23 protein-coding genes are annotated in these 24,275 nt (G+C 46.4%); 10 read left to right on the forward strand and 13 right to left on the reverse strand.

The features are described 5' to 3' along the window. Nucleotides 1–253 precede the first annotated feature (253 nt). Nucleotides 254–1,009, reverse strand: coding sequence for a hypothetical protein (locus LZU85_RS10855; RefSeq protein WP_237287081.1), 756 nt, complete (start codon nucleotides 1,007–1,009; stop codon nucleotides 254–256). A 167-nt stretch (nucleotides 1,010–1,176) separates the two neighbouring features. After that, a complete protein-coding gene (locus LZU85_RS10860) occupies nucleotides 1,177–1,602 on the reverse strand; it encodes a GNAT family N-acetyltransferase (RefSeq protein ID WP_237287082.1) in 426 nt (141 codons plus the stop codon). Between the two features lie 334 nt (nucleotides 1,603–1,936). Here LZU85_RS10860 and LZU85_RS10865 point away from each other — a divergent pair, with 334 nt between their 5' ends. Beyond that, nucleotides 1,937–2,458, forward strand: a complete 522-nt coding sequence (locus LZU85_RS10865; RefSeq protein WP_237287083.1) for an RNA methyltransferase — start codon at nucleotides 1,937–1,939, stop codon at nucleotides 2,456–2,458. 155 nt (nucleotides 2,459–2,613) lie between these two features. Here the strand turns inward: LZU85_RS10865 and LZU85_RS10870 are convergent, their stop codons facing one another. Beyond that, nucleotides 2,614–4,422 (reverse strand): hypothetical protein, encoded by a 1,809-nt coding sequence (locus LZU85_RS10870; protein WP_237287084.1) that lies wholly within the window; start codon nucleotides 4,420–4,422, stop codon nucleotides 2,614–2,616. Between the two features lie 229 nt (nucleotides 4,423–4,651). Next, nucleotides 4,652–5,698 (reverse strand): GMP reductase, encoded by a 1,047-nt coding sequence (locus LZU85_RS10875; protein WP_237287085.1) that lies wholly within the window; start codon nucleotides 5,696–5,698, stop codon nucleotides 4,652–4,654. Nucleotides 5,699–6,200: 502 nt separating this feature from the next. On the opposite strand from LZU85_RS10875, the gene LZU85_RS10880 reads away from it, so the two are divergent. Further along, nucleotides 6,201–6,752: an outer membrane beta-barrel protein gene (locus LZU85_RS10880; protein WP_176298238.1), complete on the forward strand. Its 552-nt coding sequence runs from the start codon at nucleotides 6,201–6,203 to the stop codon at nucleotides 6,750–6,752. 115 nt (nucleotides 6,753–6,867) lie between these two features. Here the strand turns inward: LZU85_RS10880 and LZU85_RS10885 are convergent, their stop codons facing one another. Continuing rightward, nucleotides 6,868–7,971, reverse strand: a complete 1,104-nt coding sequence (locus LZU85_RS10885) for a 1-acyl-sn-glycerol-3-phosphate acyltransferase (protein ID WP_237287086.1) — start codon at nucleotides 7,969–7,971, stop codon at nucleotides 6,868–6,870. Nucleotides 7,972–8,200: 229 nt separating this feature from the next. Between LZU85_RS10885 and LZU85_RS10890 the strand changes: the two genes are divergently transcribed. Then, nucleotides 8,201–8,806 carry an AraC family transcriptional regulator gene (locus LZU85_RS10890; protein ID WP_237287087.1) on the forward strand — a complete coding sequence of 202 codons (606 nt, stop codon included), beginning with the start codon at nucleotides 8,201–8,203 and terminating at the stop codon, nucleotides 8,804–8,806. A 60-nt stretch (nucleotides 8,807–8,866) separates the two neighbouring features. On the opposite strand, the gene LZU85_RS10895 is transcribed toward LZU85_RS10890, so the two are convergent. Both LZU85_RS10895 and LZU85_RS10900 read right to left on the reverse strand, forming a co-directional pair. Next, nucleotides 8,867–9,346, reverse strand: coding sequence for a hypothetical protein (locus LZU85_RS10895; RefSeq protein ID WP_237287088.1), 480 nt, complete (start codon nucleotides 9,344–9,346; stop codon nucleotides 8,867–8,869). A 20-nt stretch (nucleotides 9,347–9,366) separates the two neighbouring features. Beyond that, nucleotides 9,367–9,891 (reverse strand): nicotinate-nicotinamide nucleotide adenylyltransferase, encoded by a 525-nt coding sequence (locus LZU85_RS10900; RefSeq protein WP_237287089.1) that lies wholly within the window; start codon nucleotides 9,889–9,891, stop codon nucleotides 9,367–9,369. A gap of 149 nt (nucleotides 9,892–10,040) precedes the next feature. On the opposite strand from LZU85_RS10900, the gene nadE reads away from it, so the two are divergent. Beyond that, nucleotides 10,041–10,871, forward strand: coding sequence for an ammonia-dependent NAD(+) synthetase (gene nadE, locus LZU85_RS10905; RefSeq protein WP_237287090.1), 831 nt, complete (start codon nucleotides 10,041–10,043; stop codon nucleotides 10,869–10,871). A gap of 112 nt (nucleotides 10,872–10,983) precedes the next feature. Here the strand turns inward: nadE and LZU85_RS10910 are convergent, their stop codons facing one another. Then, a complete protein-coding gene (locus LZU85_RS10910) occupies nucleotides 10,984–12,804 on the reverse strand; it encodes a hybrid-cluster NAD(P)-dependent oxidoreductase (RefSeq protein ID WP_237287091.1) in 1,821 nt (606 codons plus the stop codon). Nucleotides 12,805–13,061: 257 nt separating this feature from the next. On the opposite strand from LZU85_RS10910, the gene pyrC reads away from it, so the two are divergent. After that, a complete protein-coding gene (gene pyrC, locus LZU85_RS10915; RefSeq protein WP_176298245.1) occupies nucleotides 13,062–14,090 on the forward strand; it encodes a dihydroorotase in 1,029 nt (342 codons plus the stop codon). A gap of 132 nt (nucleotides 14,091–14,222) precedes the next feature. Next, complete coding sequence (locus tag LZU85_RS10920; RefSeq protein ID WP_176298246.1) at nucleotides 14,223–15,386, forward strand: GGDEF domain-containing protein; 1,164 nt, start codon at nucleotides 14,223–14,225, stop codon at nucleotides 15,384–15,386. 3 nt (nucleotides 15,387–15,389) lie between these two features. On the opposite strand, the gene LZU85_RS10925 is transcribed toward LZU85_RS10920, so the two are convergent. Further along, a complete protein-coding gene (locus tag LZU85_RS10925) occupies nucleotides 15,390–16,301 on the reverse strand; it encodes a DUF808 domain-containing protein (protein WP_176298247.1) in 912 nt (303 codons plus the stop codon). 172 nt (nucleotides 16,302–16,473) lie between these two features. On the opposite strand from LZU85_RS10925, the gene LZU85_RS10930 reads away from it, so the two are divergent. Further along, complete coding sequence (locus tag LZU85_RS10930) at nucleotides 16,474–17,391, forward strand: M14 family metallopeptidase (RefSeq protein WP_176298248.1); 918 nt, start codon at nucleotides 16,474–16,476, stop codon at nucleotides 17,389–17,391. Here LZU85_RS10930 and LZU85_RS10935 read toward each other — a convergent pair. Then, entirely contained in the window at nucleotides 17,386–18,174 is a 789-nt protein-coding gene (locus tag LZU85_RS10935; protein WP_026050763.1) for an AraC family transcriptional regulator, read from the reverse strand. The genes LZU85_RS10930 and LZU85_RS10935 overlap by 6 nt on opposite strands. 99 nt (nucleotides 18,175–18,273) lie before the next feature. Between LZU85_RS10935 and LZU85_RS10940 the strand changes: the two genes are divergently transcribed. The 3 genes from LZU85_RS10940 to LZU85_RS10950 all read left to right on the forward strand — a co-directional run bounded on the left by LZU85_RS10940 (nucleotide 18,274) and on the right by LZU85_RS10950 (nucleotide 20,166). Then, complete coding sequence (locus LZU85_RS10940) at nucleotides 18,274–19,182, forward strand: DMT family transporter (protein WP_039450173.1); 909 nt, start codon at nucleotides 18,274–18,276, stop codon at nucleotides 19,180–19,182. Nucleotides 19,183–19,295: 113 nt separating this feature from the next. Then, nucleotides 19,296–19,781, forward strand: coding sequence for an acyl-CoA thioesterase (locus tag LZU85_RS10945; protein ID WP_176298249.1), 486 nt, complete (start codon nucleotides 19,296–19,298; stop codon nucleotides 19,779–19,781). A 139-nt stretch (nucleotides 19,782–19,920) separates the two neighbouring features. After that, nucleotides 19,921–20,166 carry a hypothetical protein gene (locus LZU85_RS10950; protein WP_011082434.1) on the forward strand — a complete coding sequence of 82 codons (246 nt, stop codon included), beginning with the start codon at nucleotides 19,921–19,923 and terminating at the stop codon, nucleotides 20,164–20,166. 366 nt (nucleotides 20,167–20,532) lie between these two features. Here the strand turns inward: LZU85_RS10950 and malG are convergent, their stop codons facing one another. From malG to malE, 3 genes are all read right to left on the reverse strand, one after another. After that, a complete protein-coding gene (gene malG / locus LZU85_RS10955; protein WP_011082433.1) occupies nucleotides 20,533–21,423 on the reverse strand; it encodes a maltose ABC transporter permease MalG in 891 nt (296 codons plus the stop codon). An 18-nt stretch (nucleotides 21,424–21,441) separates the two neighbouring features. Beyond that, on the reverse strand, nucleotides 21,442–23,013 hold the full coding sequence (gene malF / locus LZU85_RS10960; protein ID WP_237287092.1) for a maltose ABC transporter permease MalF: 1,572 nt from the start codon (nucleotides 23,011–23,013) through the stop codon (nucleotides 21,442–21,444). Nucleotides 23,014–23,085: 72 nt separating this feature from the next. After that, nucleotides 23,086–24,267: a maltose/maltodextrin ABC transporter substrate-binding protein MalE gene (malE, locus tag LZU85_RS10965; RefSeq protein ID WP_011082431.1), complete on the reverse strand. Its 1,182-nt coding sequence runs from the start codon at nucleotides 24,265–24,267 to the stop codon at nucleotides 23,086–23,088. Nucleotides 24,268–24,275: the final 8 nt, after the last annotated feature.

Consider the following 24,275-nt stretch of genomic DNA (forward strand, 5'->3'; position numbering starts at 1 on the left):
TAAACTGACCTAATGGTAGAAGATTTACAGCCAATCTTCAAATCGCTAAAAGCTCTGCAGAGAAAGAGAATGTCGTAGACCACGGCATTGAAAAGGTATTGCGGAAGTCATCAGTGTGTCTTCACCTGTGCGATAGCAAAAACAACACAGGAGTTAAGAGATCAGAAATTAAGTGGGAGTGAGGGTGAAAGGGATCGCTAACAAGAAGAAAACAACATGGGAAGCATCCTTGCTTCGGGGAAAATCAGAAAGATTAGAAATACACTTTGTAGAAGGCCCACGCAACCGTGTCATCGATGTGGATCGTTTTCTGACTCGATTCCATCTGACCATAAGTGTTCTCAAGTTTAAACTGCCCCCAGCGTTTACCATCTGCAGAAAGCGGGGTACCGAGTGTTAACGACGTCTTCAAGGTTGATGTTTCTATGCTGCCGTCCATGTAGGTGTATTCTGGCGAGAACATGAGATAGGTACCATCCGCACCTGGCTTCCAAGAAAGGTACCCAGCTGCCATCCCCCCCATGATATCGCTATCGTTTTCTCCCATCATTCTACTGAAATTTTCGTCATACTGACCCGCCAAAGCTCCGACACGGCCAAACATCACAACATCTTTCACACCGGGGTTAAACATCACAACGGCACCGGCTGCGAGAGTGGTAAAGTTTGCATTATCAATAAGATCGAGAGAAGCTGCCACTCGTGGAACGTGAGGATAAGGTAAGTTAAATACATGAAAATACTGTAGACGGCTATCTTTGTATTTTCCTTCTTGGTCCATGGTGCCTTCCAACGTTCCCATGGCCATCTGGCCGTTATCAAGACCAAAACCCAGCGAAGCCGACAACTTTACATCCCCTTGGTTATTCATGCCGATGTATCCAGAGGTGCTCACCGCTGTCAGATCTGAAGGATCGACTTTTGGTTCATGATCATCATTGGCGTAAGCCGTTGAAACACACAACGCCAAGACTGATGCTGTAAAAAGATGGCTCGCAAAACGTTTCATAAAGTTCTCCTGTATCAAAACTGTGGAGAACTATAAGGGGACTTACAATCAAACATTAGGTCATTTCGCGCCAATCTGAGAGTCATTTTACGCCAAAAACTCACCGACCAATTTGATTCTTGTCTGCGCTAACCTTTCCTTTTGTTCTTACAAGAAGCAATCGCTCATCACTTCGCGATCCTTTTCCTTAAACCAATTCGGCTATGCCCTGCTGGGAAATCATCAAAGCGCGTGAATTCTTCAAACCCCAAGCTTTGATAAAACTGTGGAGCCTGCCAACTTTGTGTCCAGAGCCACAAACCAGATAACGAATGTTGTTTCGCGTACTCCTCTGCTTGAGCCATCAGCTTTTTGCCCATTCCCGTGCCTCGGCATACCTCATCAACCCAAAGCTCATCAATGTAGAGCCAATCCCAGAGTAAGTCTGCCGTTAACGCAGCGATGAGGTTGCCCTGCTCATCCTCCACCGTCCAATTAAAACGTTCTTTTTGGTAAGGTGGTGCCAATTGCGTTTCACTGTGAGACTCAAACCCAGCACTGAGTTGACGCTGCTTACCCTCACCTAAAGGACCTGTCGTAAAATCAATCTTCATCTTTTCCTCGTATCTGCTTACCCCGTTATGCTGAGCGCAGAGTATCGCACGGCAGCCGATGAAACTTTTAATTTTATCTACATGATTGACACTTGGAGAATCAGTTAGGTCATATTGCAGCAACAGGCCTATCTAGACCAACTCGTACCAGAGTTCCACCCCAATCAGCGCTACCACGAAAGTAAGTCAAATCCTCCATGATACCTTCAGTGAACCATCATAGATCTACCCTGAAGTGCATTCATCACTAGCGCTCCTGCCCCGTTAGAGCGATAATCCCGCCCTTTGTGAGCACCCAACTCAACGATAGCAATACAGAAGTAGAAAGACAGCGATGACAACTGAGCCAACAGTCATAATTGGACTGCACAATCCCAAAAGCCCCACCAATGTCGGCGCAGTGATGCGCGCGGCAGGTTGCTACAACGCCACTCAGGTGCGCTACAACGGTACCCGTTATAGCCGAGCAGCAAGGTTTCAGACCGATACACAAAATAGCCATGAGCGGATTGATTTACTGGAGATGGAAGACCTCACCGCCAGCCTTGACGGCGATGTCGAGATTGTTTGTGTCGAATTGGTGGTCGGCGCCACTGCACTGCCGCATTTCGCCCATCCTGAAAAAGCCATTTATCTGTTTGGCCCGGAAGATGGTTCACTGCCGCAAGAGGTGGTCGACAAAGCACATCATGTTGTTTACATTCCCACTCACGGCTGCATGAATCTCGCCGCGACAGTCAATGTGGTGATGTACGATCGCTTAGCAAAAACACTCGACTCGATAGACGACCACGCGCAAGTTATCGCCAACCGCGATAACAAAAACCGTTTACGAGTTAAAGAAATCTGCGATTAGAAAACAAGTTTTACCAAGCTCTCGTGTGATAGGGTGTCACGACTTACTGACCAAATTTTGGACGATAAAAGAGCAGTAAAAAGCGGCGCGATTTTTAAATCGCGCCGCATTGAAGCTAACTATATGCAGAAGCCAATCACAAAACCTTCACTGTGTTAAGGCGCAACGAGTTTAGCTAAAAATGCACTGGCTCCAGCTTTTTGGCCCGCTAACCAGACACTTCCATCGTCTGCTTTCATTAGCCCACTAAAACGCTCGAGATCTGTAGGCGCAAAGTACTCTGCAATCACCTCGTTATTCGGCGTCGCTTCGGTGAGATAAATGAGGCAATCACTGTAACAACTTTCTTTCGATTCTTCAGCGTATAGAAAGTTTCCGTTGTCTAACTTAACAACGCCCACCAATACGCGATAAGCATTATTGCTCTCGGTATACCACACAGGCTTAGGAACCGTTTGCTGCGCAGCCAAGTCCGTAGCTGTATCGATCGTGGTTGGAATTCGCTCCCCACAGCTGGTGTATAAGACGTTGTCATAGCTAAACATACGTTTGCAGGCGTCCATTTCTACAGGACTATAAGCTAAGGTTTTAACCGGATCCGATGTCAGATCGTTATTGGTAAAGCGTTCAACGAGTACTCTATTATTTTCACCCAGGGTACCGTTGTCATACCGTACATAGACGCTTCCATTACTCGCGGCCATACTCAGCGGTAAATAGCTTGCGTTAGCAAAATTGGCTTGACGCAATATGCTACCTGAAGTGATATCCACTTCATAGACGAGACGGTGATCTTGAATAAACAAGGTATCACCAGCCAAGGCAATATGACTTCCCAAAATAGCATCAATGGCAACAGGCACTGATGTAATCACTGACGCTCTCGGATCCACAAGGTTAGGTTGCATCGTTTTTACGAAGTAATCCTTGTACACATTTCCGCCATAACCAATCACAAAAATGATTTCACCGGTTGCTTCATCAATAAAGACATCACTCGTCTCATTGTCTGCTTCGTTGTTAATAGGAATCGTGATCGTCGGGCTGCCATCAACTGGCACGATATTGATTTCAGGGCTGCCATAAAGGTTACTCAACACCACGATCGCATTATAGTAGCTGCTGTATTTAACCTGATTTGGCCAACTCGATATGTAGCTGACAGCCTTAGCATCGCTGTATGTCGCCGTCGGTATTGTGGTCGCAACATAGCTTACGTCTATTGCTACATTGTCCACGCAACCCTTTGTTCCACAGAGCTCCATCGTATATCGATGCCCTGCATTCAATTCAGCATCGGTCCTTGAACTAAAACTGTCTTCTTTTACATTGCATATCGCCTTATCTCTCGCGTCATTGTATGTGCAATAGTTCTTCGACCAACCATCTTGACTAGTAAACGAAACAAGGTTGGATGAGTTTTGGCTAACACCCGTCACTGGGATTTCGATGACATATTCAGTGTCGGTTGGCGCGTCTCTTCGCGCTGTCACTTCAACCGATGTATTTACTGATTTGCTGATAGAAGGTGTCGTTATGTCAAACTTGACCTGGACATCTGTTGGCGAGCCGACGACTTGCTTGGAACAACTTTGGTCATAGCAAAAGTACAAAGTAAGCCGTTCAGAAAATTCACTTGCCGCGTTGTTAAAAACGATCCCAGCATGTGGTGTTGACCCTATGAGATCGAGGTAAACATCACTAACATTTGTTGATTCAGCTTTGTCACTGCGTACGTATAAATAAATAACTTGCGTGGAACCGGGCAGCGTGACATTGAGGGGTATGTCGAGCCAATAGTGTGAATTCGACCCATCAGTGGTTATGGAAAAGCTTGTCTGTTCCACCGTGATTTTTCCGCCCGTATCTCCGGCTAAGTTGGAACCATCACTGCCTCCACCACCACCGCCGCCACAACCAGAAAGTGCTGCAATTAGCACTGATAATCCCCAAAAATGTTTCATGATTAATTCCTCGGATCATTAACTTAGCCAAAGAATGTACTGAAACACGCATGCACCACAATGAAATGACGTAATCGCAACTAATAGTGTCGAAGCACTTCACATCACAGAGGAAAAAATTACGAATAAAGAGGAGGTTACATGTTAAAAAACCTCATCTCTCAATTTTCTGACAAAAAAGAGCCGCAAAAAGCGGCTCTAGATAGTTTGTAATTTTCGAAGTGTCGGCTTACTTCTCTTTACCAAACACGTTGTTTTCTTGCTCGAGAACGCGGATGAACGTGGTGCGTTTGGTTAGCTCACGAAGCTCCGCTGCGCCTACGTAAGTACAGGTTGAGCGCACGCCACCAAGGATATCTTGAATGGTGCCGTGAACACTGCCACGGTAAGGCAATAGTACGGTTTTTCCTTCCGCAGCGCGGTAGCCTGCAACCCCACCGGAATGCTTGTCCATCGCGCTCTTTGATGACATGCCATAGAATTTCATGTAGCTTTCGCCGTCTTTTAGCACGATTTCACCGCCTGATTCTTCGTGGCCAGCGAGCATGCCGCCTAGCATCACGAAATCTGCACCGCCGCCGAAGGCTTTCGCTACATCGCCAGCACACGCACAACCACCGTCACCGATAATACGGCCACCAAGACCGTGCGCGGCGTCTGCACACTCAATGATGGCAGAAAGCTGAGGATAACCAACGCCTGTTTTCACGCGAGTAGTACATACTGAACCTGGGCCGATACCCACTTTAACGATGTCTGCGCCAGCAAGGATCAACTCTTCCACCATATCGCCAGTAACGACGTTACCTGCTGAGATCACTTTGTCTGGGAACGCAGCGCGAACTTGCTGAACATATTGTACTAGGTGCTCTGAATAGCCGTTGGCGATATCGATACAGATGAAAATCAGCTCATCGGAAAGCGCCATGACATCTTTGGTTTTTTGGAAGTCAGCTTCCGATGTGCCGGTTGAAACCATCACTTTGTTCAAGGTTTCGCTGTCAGCGTCTTTGACGAAATCGGTCCAATCTTGAACGGTGTAGTGTTTGTGGATGGCGGTCATTACACCATGCTGAGAAAGTGCCTTCGCCATTTCGAAGCTGCCCACAGAGTCCATATTGGCGGCGATGACAGGCACGCCAGACCATTGACGACCACTATGTTTGAATGTAAACTCGCGGGTTAAATTTACTTGAGAACGGCTTTTCAGGGTAGAACGTTTCGGGCGAAACAGGACATCTTTAAAACCTAACTTAAGTTCTTGTTCGATACGCATTGTGTAATTCCTTGATTCATAACTTGTATGTGTCATCGCAGAGTGCGTAGTAACCAAGTTGGCAGACGAGGTTACTGTTCTTCGGACACAAAAAAACCGGAGCGTTGGCAGACGCTCCGGTTTTCAGCATTATAGGTCGCGATTTTTTTTCGACAAGTCTGATTTTTTAAATTTTTTTGTGCTACCATCGCAGAGATTCCATACCCACTCCCCTTGATTTCTCTCTTAATTTCTTTTTTATCTTTTAATTCATACCGTTAGTTAAGAAACCGTTCGCAAACGCTTGCGCAATGCTTTGGCTATTTGTTCACCCATGTCCGTTTTTTTCTCAAGATGTGACCTAAACGAGGTGGTCGCTGCCTATCAACCTTCTCACTTTTTTGTTAACCCTCCTAAACTTTTACTATGAAAAGCGGACTGTTTTTTGCTTAGTAAGGTATTAAGGAATAAACAAGGAACACGTTTGCCGCTCGGCAATTGAACAACAAAGGCAGTGTCGACTATGAAAAAACTCTCTGTAATTACGCTGACATTTTTGACTGCGCTTCCTTCTGCGGTCTATGCAAAAGGGGAAGTGGGTACCATGTACACTAACGTCGGCGCGACAATGGTGAACAATGGCAATCAACAAGAGCTCGCTTATTTTTTCCAAGTGGGTTACAACCATCGCATTACCGATTTCCTTTCTGCTGATGTGAGTTACAAAAAGGTGGAGACGGTCAACGGCAGTGTGGCGGCAAACTCAAAAGATTTTGTACAAACTTATGATGCTTATGGTTTGGGTTTAAGAGTCGATCAACACCTAGGCCCGCTGAGTGTTTACGGTAAGGCCGGGGCAAGTTATATCCAGTCAGAGCTTACCAAGTGGAATGCAATCACATCGACTGAGCAAACCACTACCGATGACAGCTTTAAACCTTATGCCAGTGCAGGGGTGAGCTTAGCCTCCCCATTTGACCAACGCTTAACGCTAGATGCTGCTGTCACTTACCAGATGCTACCGAATGATGAGCATGCAACCTCCGTCAGTGCGGGTGTTCGCTACTCCTTTTAGTCGCCAAAAGTAAGCGGCGATTTCTATTGTGAATAGTAAACTTCAAACACATGATGGGCAGGAAAAAACAATGCCAGCGATGGCGCTGGCATTGGTTGTTTACAGCGGGTTGATGCTACTTGTTATTACACGGGTTGGCATAGCTTGCAACCAGGTGATGCTGTGCTCCTTCCGGAAGCTGCTCAAGCTTCGATTTTAAAGACGCACGCACCGCTGGGGCTATCGAGTCATCATCATGACCAGCTGCTAGCTTATTGATCGGGTAAAGATGGTAGTTAGCATGGATTTGTCGGTCAATCTCTTCCGCTAACGCTTCTGGTGTCTCAAAATCACTGTCGATTAGATCACCAAACGCAACCTGCACACGACCTTTGTAGCCAACAATGCCTTGAATAATGCTTTCAATATCCTCAAATTCGCCTTTTTTATAGCTACCATTGCTCGCTTTTTCAAACAGCTCTTTCGCTTTGGCAATATCACAAGGATCATTTTCATACGAAATGGAAACAGGCACGATTTTGAGCGACTTCATGTAGTCTGCGAAGCTCACTTTTTGCTTGCGCCCTTCGACATGGAACATTTTCAAAATCGCTGGGTCAGTAAAATCATTACCATCCTTTGCTCGTCCTTCTTTTTGCGCAATCCAAATCGAGTTCCCTGTTTCAAGCGAATGCTTGATATAGGAAGAAAGTTGTCCAAGCACTTTCATCATTTCTCGTGGCGCTTTGACTGAACGTTTGACTATAAAGCTCTTGTTGAGCTTCATTAGCTCTGTTGCACAAGGTTTTTTTAGCAGATTGTCACCAATCGCGATACGCACTGTCTTGTGACCATGAGTGAACAAGCCATAGTTCACGAGCGCTGGGTCCATTGCGATATCACGGTGATTACAGATAAACAAATAGGCGCTCTGTTTATCTAGCTTCTCTAAACCGGTATAAGTTACCCCATCTGTTGTTGTTTTAAGTGTCTGTTCAAGATACTTCTTTACCACCTGCTGGATCGCTTCTACCGAATCTAGGCTGCGCCATTTTCTTCTGAGATAGAATTTAAGGAATGGTGCGACAAGCCCCCTGAACCACGAAGCACTGTTGGGATAACGATGTTGTAATATTGCACTGATAAATTCATCATCGTGCACCAAACGTTCCAGTGCAGCAGGAATCTCGTCATCGTTGTAAGGGCGAATCTCTTTATAAGGATCAATGTTGTCTGTCATTATTTTTGTCATGTTGAAAAAAACTGGCACATTCTACGCATTGTTCGCGATACTCGCAGCTAACTTAGCCTTTGTTTTAACAAGGTCATACCAGTGAACTCACAAATATGACAAATTGTGCCTCAATTCTTTCCCTTTCTACGCAAGATAGCCCATATCCTTCTCGCAATAGTTGGCTTTTGCGACGCTAGGCGGTAACCTTAGCGCCCCAAGATTTGAGGTACCCTACATGAACTACGCGATTGAGTTTAAACGCGAGACTTTTAGCCATTTAACTGCAATGGCGAGAAAACGCTCCTTAAAACACAAGTGGTTGCTTGTCCGCTCTGGTTTAGCATTAATCAAAATGGGCAAACACGAATTTGGCCTAGAAACGGGTCAATCATTCTGGATTCCTCAAAACAGCCTGTGTTCACTTACCCTACTGCCAGGCTCAACTCTTGATGGCTGCTCTATTTCGCTCCGTGTCGGTGAAAGATTCCCACAAAGCGCTGGATATATTACGTTGTCCCCCTTGGCTCTTGCACTTTTCGATGAACTCCCTAAACATCCAGCGCGCAGTGACGCACAGTTGGAGATACTCGCGGTATTGAAACGTGAAGCACTGCAGTTAAAGCCTGTGTTTGAACACACCCCACTCAGCGACAAACTAAGTGGTTGGACGCCCAATTCAGAAGCTCTTGATAAGGAACTGCATCTCGCATTATTAGCCAGAGAAGCACAAAAACGAGCTTTGTCGGGAGGAAAGAAAGCACAGATCGTCGAGGATCTCTTTGATGGAAATGAAGGACAATGCGACCTCATTTGCCAAATGCTGCTAGGGCAAATTCTCTAATGCCCAGTTGAAAACAAAGACGCCAGCATTGAGCTGGCGTCTTTGTATGAAATCAAGTGTCTAAAATGGGACTTCTATCTGCATCATGAGATCCGCTTCTTGGGCATCATGCCAACGATAGTCAAAACGCATTCTCGGCTCCCCCGCCTTTTTATCGCCAAAGCCTAAGCTAAACATCACACCATGGCTCTTGAGCCACTCTTCTGTGGTCATTTTTGCAACTTGATTTTCTAACTCATCGGGTAACCAAAAACCAAGGCCAAAATGTTTATCGGAGAGATTTTGTGATAGTACTGGGTTGTCTTTAGGCTTCATAGCCCATTCATCCCAATAATCCTGACGCGATTCTACTTTTTCTTTATTCCACCAAGCTATTGCGTTATCTCGCAAAAAGCTTAATTTCTCTTCTAAGGTAGTACACACTTCAAATTCGTTGTCTGGCAGCATAATTGAACGCTCTTCCAGCAACGCACACGACGCAGCCGCTTGCCCGGCAAACAGCATTGATACGAAGCAACATAGGAGTGTTTTCTTAAGCATACTAGTCAGACCTCTTAGAACTAAGGAATTGTCTTATAGAACTGTTTATCGATCAATAATTTTCTCACGCTAGGTGTGGTTAAATGGGATATATCCCCATCCAGATCAATAGCTGTCCGAATATCTGTGCTTCGGATGAACACTTTTTCTGGACAGGCCATTACCGACCAAGTTTGTAAAATGTCTTCCGCACGGTAGAAATGAGCGAATTTAAAAAAATTATCTGGACCAATCACAAAGGTGATATCGGCTTCCGGATAAATTTCTTGAATCCGATTGAGTAGTGCGAACGTTGTGACACTTTCTCCGGGTTGGTACAACTCTTGCTCAAAACTTGAGCGCCGTACATTCGACAACGATAAATCTTGAATAAAGGCATCCAACAACATGCACCGCATTGGATAATCGAGCATTTCTTTGCCCCAAGCATGGGCAATCGCAGGCTCTAAAAGCACTAGGTCAAAATGGGAAAGTGATTCGATAACACTACGGTGACCGAGACTAGGAGGATTAAAAGCGCTGCCAAATACGGCGATTTTCAACATAAATGGTATTTACTCGAGTCAGAGAGTTTTCTATTAAAACGAATCGGGTATGATACTACCAGTCACAGTAAATTTGTAATACCAGCCTTGATATTTGTGCCTTTGGCGTCATTTAAGCTGGATTTAGCTTGCAGGAAAAGGAACCCGAAATGGAACAACTCATCCGCGATGAAATGCGTGTGCTTCCAACCATCGACCCTCAATTTGAAATTGAACGCCGCGTCGCTTTCATCAAAAAGAAGCTGCTTGAATCAGGCTGTAAATCGCTTGTTCTTGGTATCAGTGGTGGCGTCGATTCAACCACGTGTGGCCGTCTCGCTCAGGTTGCTGTGGATCAACTCAACCAAGAATCGAACAGCAATGACTATCAGTTTGTCGCTGTTCGTTTACCCTATGGCGAGCAAAAAGACGAAGAAGAAGCGCAACTTGCCCTATCGTTTATCCAACCAACGCATTCTGTTTCCGTCAACATTAAAGCCGGTGTCGATGGCTTACACGCGGCTTCTCATATTGCGTTAGGGGGAACAGGTCTTATCCCACAAGATGCAGCCAAAATCGACTTCGTTAAAGGTAACGTCAAAGCACGCGCTCGCATGGTGGCTCAGTATGAAATTGCTGGTTATGTGGGTGGCCTGGTACTCGGTACCGACCATTCTGCAGAAAACATAACGGGTTTTTACACCAAGTTCGGTGACGGTGCTTGTGACTTAGCCCCACTGTTTGGTTTGAGTAAACGTCAGGTTCGTCTTGTCGCAGAAACGCTTGGTGCACCGGAACTTTTGGTTAAAAAGGTACCGACGGCTGACCTAGAAGAGCTGGCACCACAAAAAGCCGATGAAGATGCGCTGAATCTGACCTACGAACAGATTGATGATTTCTTAGAAGGCAAACCCGTCTCTGAAGCCGTCAGTGCGCGTCTAGTGAGTATTTACAAAGCCACACAACACAAACGCCAACCTATTCCTACCATCTACGATTAACCGAGTTTACGATTCACCAAGCACCATGCGAAGTGAGCTTAGAAATCGAGATAAAACAATGACCTCGCTTTAAGCGAGGTCATTGTTTCTGGCTTACTTAATCTAAGCGTCGCTACAACGACTGAAAACGAACATCCGTTAAAGGCACGCAACAACATGCCAGCGCTTTGCCCTCGCGTTTTTCTTGCTCAGTAAGCGCAGGAACCTCAGGCTGATGAACTTGCCCACTGATGACGTTCACCTTACACGCACCACAAAAGCCTGCTCGACAGCTATGCGCGATCGTCAAACCATGATTTTCAACGTGTTCCAGTAAGGTTTGCTGATTATCAGCCGTAAACGTCTCACCATTAAATTCCAGCTCAACCGTTTTGCGCTCACTGTTAGGCGACGTCGAGACACCAAACGCTTCTTGATGATAATGGCTTTCAGGCAGCCCTTTTTTCAGCAATAGATTCTTCGCCTTTTGCATAAAGCCATCGGGGCCGCACACAAAAACCTGACGAGATTCCACCGCCTTGATCTGTTTAAGATGCGATAAACTCAAGCGCCCTTTGAGACCAAACCAATCGATCGGTGCTTGAGTGAGCGAAATTTTAACCGTGAGCCCAGGGTAGCGTGATTTCAGCGCATCAAGCTCCTCTTTACATGGGATATCTTCAACGGAGCGACATTGGTGATAGAACACCACATCCTCGACAAGATCATGATCCGCAAGATAGCGTAGCATCGACAACATGGGGGTTACGCCACTACCTGCCGAGAGCAGCAACAAAGGTTGATGTTTGTCCTCTTGAATATGGAACTGGCCTTGTGGGGATTGTGCAAGCAGCTCATCGCCTACCTCAAGATGATCAACCAGCCAATTTGACACTCGTCCACCATCGATGCGTTTGACGGAAATGGCGTATCTTCCTGGCCGAGAAGGGCTCGACGATAAGGTATAACGACGTGAAATGGTGTCACCATCAACGGTGATTTCTAGTGGCAAATGCTGCCCTGGCAAATACGCGGGTAGTTGCCCGTGCTCTGGTTCGAGCCAAAACGTCACGAAATCCCGTGCAATGGTCTCTTTTTCGACGCAGGTAAGGCGAATATCGTGACAAGCACTGTCCGGATAGACTTCTTTCTCTTTCACTTCCAACACCTCTACCCGGTCTCCCACTTGGATCATCCCTTCGTTCAGCGCGACTAAATTTTGTCCAAAAAAGACGCCACCTTGTTCATTGGCGCGAAACGTCAATAAGGTGTTCAGTGGTTCTTTATTGGCGCGAAACTGACCTTTCTCGACATCGACCGTGGTGAGAATGCAGCGCTCACAGGGCTTCACCGCTTCAAATATCACCTCACCAATGCGAATTTTTTTCCATCCATCTTCGGCAAACGCGTCGCAGTTGCTCACCACTAAGTTGGTGCGAAACTGATCCATCGAATGCGTTTCCGGGCTGCGTCGATTGAGTTCTTTTAGTGACGCATCGCTTATGACCAACAGTGGGTAACCATCCGCAAAACTGACATTGTGTCCGATCTTCTCACGGACTCGATTCGATTGCTCCCCAGAAAACAACAGCTCAACACGGATCCCCAGAATATCGCTAAACCAGTCGTCCGCTTCATCAGTGGTGGTGTAAGCGGTGAAATTGTCTTTCCACACTTGCGCCGGTGTTTCTTGTCGCTTGAAGTCTTGATACTTCAGCATCAGGGCGGGTTTGTCTGGGTAAGTGAAAACAATCCCATCAGCAACCAAAGCGGAGCGTATCGTCACCATTTGAGGATATTTACGTGCAGTGACCATTTCACCTAACGCCGTCGCGACCATAAATCGGCGATCGAAAGCAAGCCCTTGTTTTTCTACCCAAGCGGACGTTAAAGCGATTCCTCCAACGGATTTCACTGGATACACATTAATCTGTTGTAATGTGGCTGACGGCATCGAAACTTCCTTGTGAATTATGATTTATAAGATGCCATGATAGACAATTGAAGCGAGAGAGAAAACCACCAACTGATGAAATGCGTTATCTTTGCTCAGAAGGTTAGAGTATGAAAATTCAGCACATTTTTTACATCAAGAGAGAAATCGGGTGAAATAGATCACGCTTTCCTATATCATCCTGTCGCCTAAACGGAAGCGTTTGCTTTCTATTGTTTAGGCTCCTTTTGGATTCTTTTTCTATGGTGGGAGCAACAATGACAACACTTACTATTACTCGTCCTGATGATTGGCACGTACACTTGCGCGATGGCGAAGTTTTGGCAGATACCGTTCGCGATATCAGCCGTTACAATGGCCGCGCACTCATCATGCCAAACACTGTCCCACCCGTCACCACGACTGAAATGGCGCTTGCCTATCGCGATCGCATTCAAGCACATAACCAAACAAAACAATTTTCTCCGCTTATGTCACTGTATTTGACTGACAACACCACAGCGGATGAAGTGCGCAAAGCCAAGGCCAGCGGTGCAGTAGTCGCAGCAAAACTGTACCCAGCAGGCGCGACAACTAACTCCGATTCTGGCGTGACGGATGTAAAGAAAATTTATCCAGTCCTTCAAGCCATGCAAGAAGTAGGCATGTTGCTACTGGTACACGGCGAAGTGACCACACACGATGTGGACATCTTTGATCGCGAAAAAACCTTTTTAGACAATGTGTTGGCGCCGATTGTTCAAGACTTCCCTGATTTGAAAATTGTCCTCGAACACATCACCACCTCAGATGCGGTTGTGTTTGTGAAAAATGCCAATGAAAACGTTGCCGCAACCATTACCGCTCATCACCTGCTGTACAACCGCAATCATATGTTAGTGGGCGGCATCAAACCCCACTTCTACTGTTTGCCAATTCTTAAGCGCAACACCCACCAGCTTGCGTTGATCTCAGCAGCGACGAGCGGCAACAAGAAATTCTTCTTGGGCACGGACTCTGCACCACATGCCAAAGGCGCGAAAGAATCCGCTTGTGGTTGTGCGGGGTCTTACACGGCTCACGCCGCTGTGGAACTGTATGCAGAGGTGTTTGAGCAAGCGGGCAAGTTGGAAAATCTCGAAGCGTTTGCCAGCCATAACGGTCCAGATTTTTACGGTTTGCCTCGCAACCAAGACACAATTACGTTGGTAAAAGACGCATGGCCTGTTCCTGCTTCAATGCCATTTGGTGGTGATATTGTGGTGCCAATTCGCGCCAATGAACACGTTGAGTGGAAAGTGAAATAGTTTAATCATTCCATGTATTACCCTCCTCATAAAAAATGCCGCTGATTTCAGCGGCTTTTTTATGGTTTTGTGATTTCGTCATCTAAGCTAATACAAAGACACTAACAAGAATGACAACATCAACAGCGTGCTATGGATTTAGATCTTGATATCAAAACCTTATCTATCGTCACTGTGCTGATCTGCTCTGCTTATGGGATCGGCATTTTGATGTTGCAGTCAATTCAAAATAACATCAAAGGGTTACGAATTCTCGCTATCGCAGTTTTCGTTATTGCAGTGGGTTTCTTTACTCTTAGTTTTGGCAACAGCACTAGCCTGTGGTTTTCTAAAGTTTTCGCCAACAGTTTCATTTGCTTAGGCTTTACTCTGTTTGTCTCAAGCTTACTGAGATTCCGTTGCTCTCCGTCGTTGCCCGAAAAACTAACGCTATTCTTCTATCCAGTGTTGGTTTTCTGCTTGATTTACTTTACCGACTTTGAAAACTCAACCAACGCGAGAATCATCGCAGTCAGCCTCTATATTGCTTTTTGCAGTTTCTGCGCTGCATATGTTGTAAAAGAAGGAAAAAACGATGATCACCCTTTAGCCATCGCCTTACTCATTGCGGCATTTATGATCCTTGCACTGTGGATGTTAGCTCGGGTTTATATCACCTACATGAGCACGCAAATTACCGACTTTATGTTTGCAAGTAGCGTACATCAGTACTCTTTCCTTGCCATGATTTTGCTTATCCTTACGCTCGGCTTTACCTTCCCTTGGATGATCAACGCTCGCTTAATCGCCAATATTTATCAAACCTCTTTGCGAGATACACTCACCAATATTTATAACCGTAGAGCCTTAGAGGAGATGATTCCTCGGGAACTTTCACGCGCACAGCGGTTGAGGACACCGTTTTCGGTGATCATCTTAGATCTGGACCATTTCAAAAAAATTAACGACCGCTACGGTCATCAGATAGGCGATGTCACGCTGGCTGGCATTGGTCACCTATTGACCACCCAAATTCGCAAACAGGACATCTCTTTTCGTATTGGGGGAGAAGAATTTCTCGTTGTCTTGCCGGATACCACAATAGAAAGTGCGCACATCGTCGCGGAAAAGCTTAGACAAAAGGTGGCCGAACAACGTTTTACCCCAAAGCAACAAGAGCCTTGGACGGCGAGTTTTGGAGTAGCGCAGTTACTGGACAATGACGAATGGGATGAACTTTTAAAACGCGCTGATGCAGCCTTATACCTAGCAAAACGCAAAGGCCGCAACCGAGTTTGTGATGTCTCTGATATCTAACGCTCAGTGATGAGACTGAGTACGAAACTTACCGATAACACTCCACACAGCAACAACCAGTAACCCAGCGAGCAACCCGACTAACCCATTTAGTAAGGTAGGAATGATGGCGCTGACAATTGAGAGGTCCGATAAATTCATGATGATCGGTTCAATCCAATGATGAACCGCAGGGACGTTGTGCACAACAATGCCGCCACCCACCAAAAACATCGCCGCAGTGCCGACGACCGTTAGTACTTTCATCAGTTTTGGCGCAAATCGGATCAGAGCCTGGCCCATGCTATTGAGTGCTCCTTTGCCTTGCGATTTTCTCTCGAGATAGAAACCCAGGTCATCCAATTTAACAATGCCAGCCACCAAACCATACACACCAATGGTCATGGCCAACGCAATCAAACTCACCACCAACACTTGTGTCATGGTGCTCTGCCCCTGCACGGTGCCTAACGCAATGACGATGATTTCTGCTGACAAAATGAAATCAGTACGAATGGCACCTGCAATCTTTTGTTTTTCGTATTGCTCAATGTCCTCTATTACTCGCTCTGCACTGCTACTTTCGGTTTGGTGAGAAGAGTGGAACAGCTTTTCCAGTACCTTCTCCGCCCCTTCAAAGCACAAGAACAAACCACCCAACAGCAATAAAGGCATGATGAGCCAAGGAATAAAGGCACTGATAAGCAGCGCTGCCGGAACCAAAATGCATTTATTTTTGAACGAACCTTTCGCAACCGACCAGACAACCGGAATTTCTCTTTCTGCCGCCACACCCGACACTTGTTGGGCATTGAGCGCAAGGTCATCCCCTAGTACACCAGCGGTTTTTTTTGCCGCGACTTTCGACATCACCGCAACATCATCTAACACCGTTGCAATATCATCCAAAAGCGTTAATAGACTTGCTCCAGCCATAATTGATTTCTCATAGATAAACTCGAATCATTTCAAAATGTAACAGCGCTCTTCGGTGTCGCCAAGTGAATATTGTGCAAAAAATTGAGTAAGCCTAGCATTACGGTTGTATCTCAAGGTAACTCGATCTAACCTTGCGACATCATTTGCGCAGCCACCAATAGGGAATTCTATGAAGACGCATTCAACGTATCCAATCGGTATCGCCGGACAAAAATGGGGAGATGAGGAACGCCTCGCTTGGCGACAGCAAACCCACATAAAGCGTGAATATCAGCTTGAAGTTGTCCCTAAGATTCTTGCTTTGGCCGTAGAGTTTGAGCTTGAACAGTACGGCGCCCTCTCCTACGATCCCGCCCGCTATCCGCTTTACTGCTTAAAAACCAAAGCTTGGGATGAGAGTAAACCAACCGTATTGATCACCGGTGGCGTGCACGGTTACGAAACCAGTGGTGTGCATGGTGCTCTCAAATTTATGGCGACCGAAGCCACCCGATACGAGCCTTACTTCAACTTGGTTTGCACACCTTGCATCAGCCCTTGGGGTTACGAAACCATCAATCGCTGGAACCCAAATGCGGTTGACCCTAATCGTTCATTTTACGCAAAGAGTCCCGCCGAAGAGTCCGCCAGCCTGATGCGGTTAGTGGCCACTCTAGGCCCGATTTTGGTTCATTTTGATCTGCACGAAACCACTGACACCGATGAGAGCGAATTCCGTCCAGCACTCGCCGCTCGCGATGGCATCGACTATATCGAAGGGATGATCCCAGACGGCTTTTACACCGTCGCGGACACTGAGAATCCTCAGCCAGAATTCCAAGCTGCGGTGATTAAATCGGTATCGCGTGTCACGCATATTGCCCCTGCCGATGAGAACGGTGAAATCATCGGTTCTCCTGTCATTCAACACGGCGTCATTCACTACCCAATGGTGAAGCTGGGTTTATGTGGTGGCGTGGCTGGTTGTCAATTTGGCACCACGACAGAAGTGTACCCAGACAGCCCTAAAGTGACCGCACAAGAGTGTGATGATGCACAAGTTGCTGCGATCGTAGGCGGTCTAGACTACGTGATCACTCAGTTATAACAGGCGGTTTTTATATTGCTCCGGGGTTTGCCCGGAGTATTTTTTAAACATACTGATAAAAGGGCTGGCTTGGTTATAACCGAGCGTCAATGCCACTTCCTTCACCGTCTGCCCCTTGCGCAATAACTCCATCGAATAAAGATAACGCACGCGTAAACGCCACTCGGTAAAGCTCATTCCAAGTTCACTCTGACAGTGTCTGGCTAATGTTCGCTCAGTGGTATGCACTTTTTCTGCCCATTCTGACAAGCTCGTCGTGTCCGTCGGATTCTCTTCTACATGAGCCAAAATAGGGGCTAAGTATTTGTGATCGGATGATGGTAGAAAATGATGTTGGGTTTCTTTGGTTGCCAGTTGATCAAGCAGAACTTGCACCAATCGTTTATCCGACTCTTCGGTCGCCACGTTAATATCGCGCAGGCGAAAATCATCAATAATGGCCGACACAATCGGGGTGACCTGAATTAGACAAGTTTTCGCGGGAAATTTATCCGTCAGCTGTTTGGCAATATTGAGTGAACAATACTCCAATGGTCGTCGATTGAAACTGCGGTGCATAATACCGGGCGGTACCCAAATCGCCAGGTGAGGCGGCGCTAAAAAGCGGGTTCCTTGCGCTTCCATTTCTAAGATTCCACCACTGATCAATTGAACCTGACCCCAAGTGTGGCTGTGTTCACGTGTTTCGGTATTCGAGAGAAACTCTTCGAAATTCATAAACACATCAGATGGTGGAGTATCGATTGATAACGAGGGATGAAGATGTCGAGGGGACTTTTTCAAACTTGTCTTCCTATCACGCGCAATGTCTTTTAAGAGATACTTGTAATTATAACGACCTGACAAACTATCTGACAACTGTCATTCTGCGAGTAAGTTCTCATGGTTTATCTGCTTCCACTTTTTACTGTTCTTATTTGGGGCGGCAACTCCATTGTTAATAAGTTGGCAGCATCGGCTATTGAGCCGAGTGCGATGAGCTTTTATCGTTGGTTTGTGGCCATGGCGATTCTTACCCCATTTTGCCTACCTCATGTGATTCGCCAATGGCAGCAGATAAAACCGTACCTCAGTAAACTCGCGTTTTTGGCAACGTTAGGCATGGTGTTAAACCAATCTTTAGGTTACTACGCGGGCTTAACCACCAGCGCGTCTAACATGTCGTTGATCACCTCATTGGTCCCTTTGATCAGTGTCTTTCTCAGTGTGCCTCTTTTGGGCAAACGAGTGTCTGCTCTTAGCCTTATCGGTGGTGCAATTTCACTGTTTGGTTTGGCCTACATGCTTGGCCAAGGTGATGTGGCCTTCTTTATTGAACAACCCGTCACGCAAGGGGATGGACTGATGGTGCTTGCCGCGATTGTCTATGCCGCCTACTGCGTGTTATTGAAACGCTGGAAAATGCCATTTTCCAATTGGACACTGATTTACATGCAAGGTCTGTTTGCTGTTGCCATGCTCACACCATTGTGGCTGACCAGCGAGCAGTTGCTACCTAGCGCAGAAGCTCTGCCTTTGATCTTTTATGCGGGCGTCGCGGCCTCCATTCTCGCACCTTGGATGTGGGTCAAAGCCATCGACAGCATTGGCGCAGAATCCAGCGCAATGTTCATGAATTTGCTTCCGGTCGTCGCAGTGGCTTTAGCGACAAGTATGCTGGGAGAGCAGGTACACCTTTACCACTTTGTTGGTGGGTTATTGGTGATCTTCGGTGTGATTCTTTCGCAACTGAAACCTCGTAAGAAAGCGGCCATGGTTCAGTCGGAAGTCACCTCCGCGACCATTTCATAATTCGTTGTCATGCGTAACAAGCACACCTTAGCGTCTATACGCTAAACTCATTGCTAATAAGTAACATTTTTGTTATCAAATAAGCACAATAATGACATGTTAAGGATTGGCATATGAGTCGTGGTCAACGCAGTATTACTCTGCGCTTTCTCGCAGAACCTGGGGATGTGAATTTTGGTGGAAAGGTCCACGGCGGCGCCGTAATGAAGTGGATCGACTTAGCCGCCTACGCCTGCTCTGCAGCTTGGAGTGGCAAGTACTGTATTACTGCCTACGCGGGTGGCATTCGTTTCGTTGCACCGATACATGTGGGTAACTTGGTTGAAGTCAGCGCCAAGGTGATTTACACAGGGACAACCTCGATGCACATTGCCATTGATGTGCAGGCCAGCGATCCCAAAGATCTCAAAAACCGACTCACCACCCATTGCATTGTTATCATGGTCGCTGTTGATGAAAATGGCCAACCTACCCCCATTCAAAAATGGATTCCTGAAACCGACGAAGATAAAGCGCTCGAGCAATCTGCGATTCGCTTGATGAACATGCGCAAAGAAATCGGTGAAGAGATGGAAGCGCACGTCAAATACCTCAAGTAGCCACCCCACCATCGAGCGTGTGACCTAAGCTAAGGGCTCACGCTCGTCTGTTTCGACATCATTCCAACATCAAAACGTCATAAAAGCGTCATTTTGGTTTGTTTTAATCGCTCAACTGAAATGAGCAAGAGACAACACATTGAAACTAAGGGAAACCACATTAAGTGAAAGCACACTGGCCAATCTCAAGTCGGTTGAATATCAGTGGGTGCGCACCATGTATGTGGAAGGATACGCCAGTGACGAAATCAATCACTATATCCAGGCCTGTTTTGGTGGCGATGTGACGTTCGCCGATCTTTTCCGTCGAGTCGCTCTGCAACAAGAAAGCCTCTATACCCTCTTGCAATACCTTGGCTGCGCACCTTCGAGCAAAGAGTTTTGATCCAGTACAGACCTCGCTACAAGCCACTTCATCATCGACAATTATTTTTGTGAACTGATACGCATCAGGCCCCATCTCAACTATGCGACTAAAGTTGAAATGGTTACTCTGCTTCTGTCCTTTGTACATACTATCAAGACAAAAACATCAGATACAAAAAAGCCTGAGGACAAACTCAGGCAATTGGTTACAAACACTGTTAGTGATAATCGTAAGGAACAAAGCTAACAGCCAGCTATGCGTAACGCCATGATACTTTCTATTACTAGATCGGCGGCCAAACCAAATGGGTAATAAAAAGTAATAAAACGAGCGACCTGATACGGTCGCTCTTATTCTTATCCTTAAGTTAATCGCGAGAAGAGATCAACCTTTAACACCACCGGCAGTCAAACCACCTACTAACCAGCGTTGTGCAAGTAAGAATACGATGGTAATTGGCAATGCTGAAAGCACCGCCGCTGCTGCAAAGTCACCCCATAGATAGTTTTGAGGGTAGAGATACTGCTGCATACCAACCGCTAATGTATAAGAGTTTACATCAGAAAGTAGCAAAGATGCCACAGGAACTTCACCTACCACACCAATAAACGACAGAATAAACACCACCGCAAGAATCGGCACAGACAAAGGTAGAAGTACTAAGCGGAATGCCTGCCATGGTGTAGCACCATCCAACGCAGCTGCTTCTTCTAACGAATTATCGATGGTCTCAAAGTAGCCCTTAATCGTCCAAACATGCAGTGCGATACCACCAAGGTAAGAGAAGATCAAACCACCGTGCGTATTCAAACCAAGGAACGGAATATACTGACCAAGTTTGTCAAACAAAGCATAAAGTGCCACTAGCGCCAATACTGCTGGGAACATTTGGAAAATCATCATCGCTTTTAGGATAGTCTCCTTACCTTTAAAGCGTAGACGCGCAAATGCGTAAGCCGATGTCGTTGAAAGCGCAACAATCAGAATCGATGTAATACCTGCTACTTTTACCGAGTTCCATAACCAAGTGAGAACTGGGAATGGCGGTGGAGTAACAGAGCCATCTGCATTAGTGACTGAGAAACCAAGAGCCAGCTTCCAGTGCTCCAATGACGGGTTGTCTGGAATTAAACTGCCTGTTGCAAAGTTACCCTCGCGGAACGAGATTGCTACGATCATCAACAAAGGGAAGATGATCATCGATAAGAAGGCCCATAATGCAATATGGGTTGCCCATACGCGGTATTTAAGTGATTTACCTTGTACCATTGCCATGTTGTATGCTCCTTACCCTTAGTTCTGAGACAGCTTAGTGAAACGCAGGTTAAGTAGAGCCAGCGCGCCAACCAGTAGGAAAATCAGTGTTGCGATAGCACTTGCCAAACCGAAGTCTTGGCCGCCGCCACCTTCAAACGCAATGCGGTAGGTGTAGCTCACCAACAGGTCGGTGTAACCCGCAGGCTCTGAAGTACCAATCATGTTTGGACCACCTTGCGTCAACAACTGGATCATGACGAAGTTGTTGAAGTTAAATGCAAAGCTCGCAATGAGCAGTGGAGTCAACGGCTTAATCATCAGTGGCAACGTCACGCGAGTGAAGTTTTGCACAAAATTGGCGCCATCAATCGCCGAGGCTTCGTATAAGTCCTCTGGAATCGCTTTCAACAAGCCCATACAAAGGATCATCATGTAAGGGAAACCAAGCCAAGTGTTCACAATCAGTACCATGCTTTTTGCCATGATGGGATCAGAGAACCAGCTTGGACTGATGCCAAACAGCGCATTTAGCACCATGTTGATCTCACCAAAGCTTTGGTTAAACAGACCTTTAAAGATCAAAATTGAGATAAACGCAGGAACCGCATAAGGTAGAATCAGCAATACACGATAAATAGCGCGGCCTTTTAGCTCTTCCCATTGCACGACACTCGCCAGCACCAAACCAATGATGAGCGTAAGCACAACGGTGAGAATTGAGAAAACCACCGTCCAGATAAAGATACTGATGAATGGCTCTTTGATGCCGTCATCTTTCCAAACACGTTCAAAGTTATCGGTACCAATTTGCACCACAAAACCAGGAGAAACGGTGTTACCAACAAAGTTGCCTGCTTCATCTATCGCTTGGTAAAAACCCACATCCATATTGGGCTTGAGCAATTCACCAGTCTGATTATTCTTCAGCGTTTCACCATCCGCTTGCATGGCGTACAGAGGCACTACGCCAGCAAACTTGCGTAAGCCGCTCATGCGGATGTCATCACCATTAGCAAAGTGCAAATCGATGCTGCTCAGTGCGGTACGGTTGCTGACAATGGTCTTAATTGGTTCTGCCGTGCCGCTCACCGTATCCACCGGTGAAAGGTCTAGATCGCTGATGGCGCTGCCAAGAACAAACTCAGGTGTCGACAGTAAGACATCGCCATCTTTAATGACAATACGGTGACCAGAATCGGTTTTATACAGAGTAAACGGATAGCTTTCACCACTTTGGAAAGTACGGTCCAAAAGCACGCTTTGCGCACGATCGAGAGAAAGCTGGTTTTTAGCGCTGTAGTTGGTAAACGCAAGACCAACGGTGTATGCCAAAGGGAAGAGGATGAACAAAATCATCCCGGCAATACCCGGATAAATGTAGCGATGAGCGTAAGTTTTTTTACTACCAAACACATACAACGCCAACGCAGTAAGAATCACAGTAAGCATTGCAAAAGCAACCTCACCGCGAGAATACATTAGAATCGTTGCATAACCATTAATAAGACCGACCGTGCCAAGAAGCGCCCATTTAATAAACACTTTTTTGCTGCCCGGCAGGCTGGCTGCTGGAGCTGTCATAGCATCTGTACCTTGAACTGACTGCATAGGGAACCTGCTAGCGATATATAGAAAAGAAAGAAAAGTAAGGAGGAGTTACCCCCTCCTTAAAAAGTTACATTATTTTGTCATTTGTTTTTCTGCGTCAGCCAGAGCAGCATCCACAGTTTGACGACCATCCACTACGTTAACGATCGCGTTTTTCGCCGCACCCCAGAATGCATTCATTTGTGGGATATTTGGCATGATTTCACCGTTCATTGCGTTGTCCATCGTCGCCGCAATACGAGCATCTGCATCAAGCTCACGTTGGAACGAGTTCAGTGCAACAGCGCCTAGCGGCTTATCGTTGTTCACCATACGTAGGCCATCATTTGTCAGTAGGTAGTTCTCAATGAACTCTACCGCAAGGTCTTTGTTTGGTGATGCCGTTGAGATGCCCGCAGTAAGAACGCCAACGAAAGGTTTAGAAGATTGACCATTGAACTTAGGCAGTGTAGTCACGCCGTAGTTGATACCAGACTTCTCAATGTTGCCCCACGCCCAAGGACCGTTGATGGTCATCGCCGTCTTGCCTTGGTTAAATGCAGATTCAGATACTGAGTAGTCCATGTCTGGAGAGATGATGCCTTTCTCAACCAGCGATTTAACGAAGTTCATTGCGTCTTTCACGCCATCTTTCGCGATGCCTGCGTCTTTAACGTCGTAACCTTCAGAAGTGTATTTGAACGCGTAACCACCATCAGCCGCCATTAGTGGCCACGTGAAGTACGGTTCTTTTAGATTCCACATGATGGCAGATTTGCCTTCTTTCTTCAGTTTCGCGTTTAACGCTTCCACTTCTTCCCAGCTCTTCGGTGGGTTTGGAACGATATCTTTGTTGTAGATAAGAGATAGAGACTCAACCGCGATTGGGTAGCCGATGATCTTGCCATCGTACTTCACTGCGTCCCATGCAAAATCCACAATGCCTTCTTGAATTTGTTTAGAAGGTTTGATTTCAGCCAACAGACCCGCTTCTGCGTAACCACCAAAACGGTCGTGCGCCCAGAATACGATATCAGGACCGTCACCCGTTGCTGCCGTTTGTGGGAATTTATCTTGCAGCGCATCTGGGTGAGCCACCGTCACTTTAATACCTGTGTCTGCTTCAAACTTTTTGCCTACTTCTGCTAGACCATTGTAACCTTTGTCACCGTTGATCCAGATAGTCAGTTGTCCTTCTTCAATGGCAGCGTGTGCACCGAAAGAACCCAGTGCAACAAGAGTACCTAGTGCGACAGCGCTTAGAGCATTTTTCATGTTCGTAT

The sequence above is a fragment of the Vibrio floridensis genome (assembly GCF_021852965.1).
GTDB classification, from domain to species: domain Bacteria; phylum Pseudomonadota; class Gammaproteobacteria; order Enterobacterales; family Vibrionaceae; genus Vibrio; species Vibrio floridensis.

Coding starts and splice junctions, on each gene's coding strand:
- LZU85_RS10855 (WP_237287081.1), bottom strand. CDS start 1,009: ATGAAACGTTTTGCGAGCCATCTTTTTACAGCATCAGTCTTGGCGTTG.
- LZU85_RS10860 (WP_237287082.1), bottom strand. CDS start 1,602: ATGAAGATTGATTTTACGACAGGTCCTTTAGGTGAGGGTAAGCAGCGT.
- LZU85_RS10865 (WP_237287083.1), top strand. CDS start 1,937: ATGACAACTGAGCCAACAGTCATAATTGGACTGCACAATCCCAAAAGC.
- LZU85_RS10870 (WP_237287084.1), bottom strand. CDS start 4,422: ATGAAACATTTTTGGGGATTATCAGTGCTAATTGCAGCACTTTCTGGT.
- LZU85_RS10875 (WP_237287085.1), bottom strand. CDS start 5,698: ATGCGTATCGAACAAGAACTTAAGTTAGGTTTTAAAGATGTCCTGTTT.
- LZU85_RS10880 (WP_176298238.1), top strand. CDS start 6,201: ATGAAAAAACTCTCTGTAATTACGCTGACATTTTTGACTGCGCTTCCT.
- LZU85_RS10885 (WP_237287086.1), bottom strand. CDS start 7,971: ATGACAGACAACATTGATCCTTATAAAGAGATTCGCCCTTACAACGAT.
- LZU85_RS10890 (WP_237287087.1), top strand. CDS start 8,201: ATGAACTACGCGATTGAGTTTAAACGCGAGACTTTTAGCCATTTAACT.
- LZU85_RS10895 (WP_237287088.1), bottom strand. CDS start 9,346: ATGCTTAAGAAAACACTCCTATGTTGCTTCGTATCAATGCTGTTTGCC.
- LZU85_RS10900 (WP_237287089.1), bottom strand. CDS start 9,891: ATGTTGAAAATCGCCGTATTTGGCAGCGCTTTTAATCCTCCTAGTCTC.
- nadE (WP_237287090.1), top strand. CDS start 10,041: ATGGAACAACTCATCCGCGATGAAATGCGTGTGCTTCCAACCATCGAC.
- LZU85_RS10910 (WP_237287091.1), bottom strand. CDS start 12,804: ATGCCGTCAGCCACATTACAACAGATTAATGTGTATCCAGTGAAATCC.
- pyrC (WP_176298245.1), top strand. CDS start 13,062: ATGACAACACTTACTATTACTCGTCCTGATGATTGGCACGTACACTTG.
- LZU85_RS10920 (WP_176298246.1), top strand. CDS start 14,223: ATGGATTTAGATCTTGATATCAAAACCTTATCTATCGTCACTGTGCTG.
- LZU85_RS10925 (WP_176298247.1), bottom strand. CDS start 16,301: ATGGCTGGAGCAAGTCTATTAACGCTTTTGGATGATATTGCAACGGTG.
- LZU85_RS10930 (WP_176298248.1), top strand. CDS start 16,474: ATGAAGACGCATTCAACGTATCCAATCGGTATCGCCGGACAAAAATGG.
- LZU85_RS10940 (WP_039450173.1), top strand. CDS start 18,274: ATGGTTTATCTGCTTCCACTTTTTACTGTTCTTATTTGGGGCGGCAAC.
- LZU85_RS10945 (WP_176298249.1), top strand. CDS start 19,296: ATGAGTCGTGGTCAACGCAGTATTACTCTGCGCTTTCTCGCAGAACCT.
- malG (WP_011082433.1), bottom strand. CDS start 21,423: ATGGCAATGGTACAAGGTAAATCACTTAAATACCGCGTATGGGCAACC.
- malF (WP_237287092.1), bottom strand. CDS start 23,013: ATGCAGTCAGTTCAAGGTACAGATGCTATGACAGCTCCAGCAGCCAGC.
- malE (WP_011082431.1), bottom strand. CDS start 24,267: ATGAAAAATGCTCTAAGCGCTGTCGCACTAGGTACTCTTGTTGCACTG.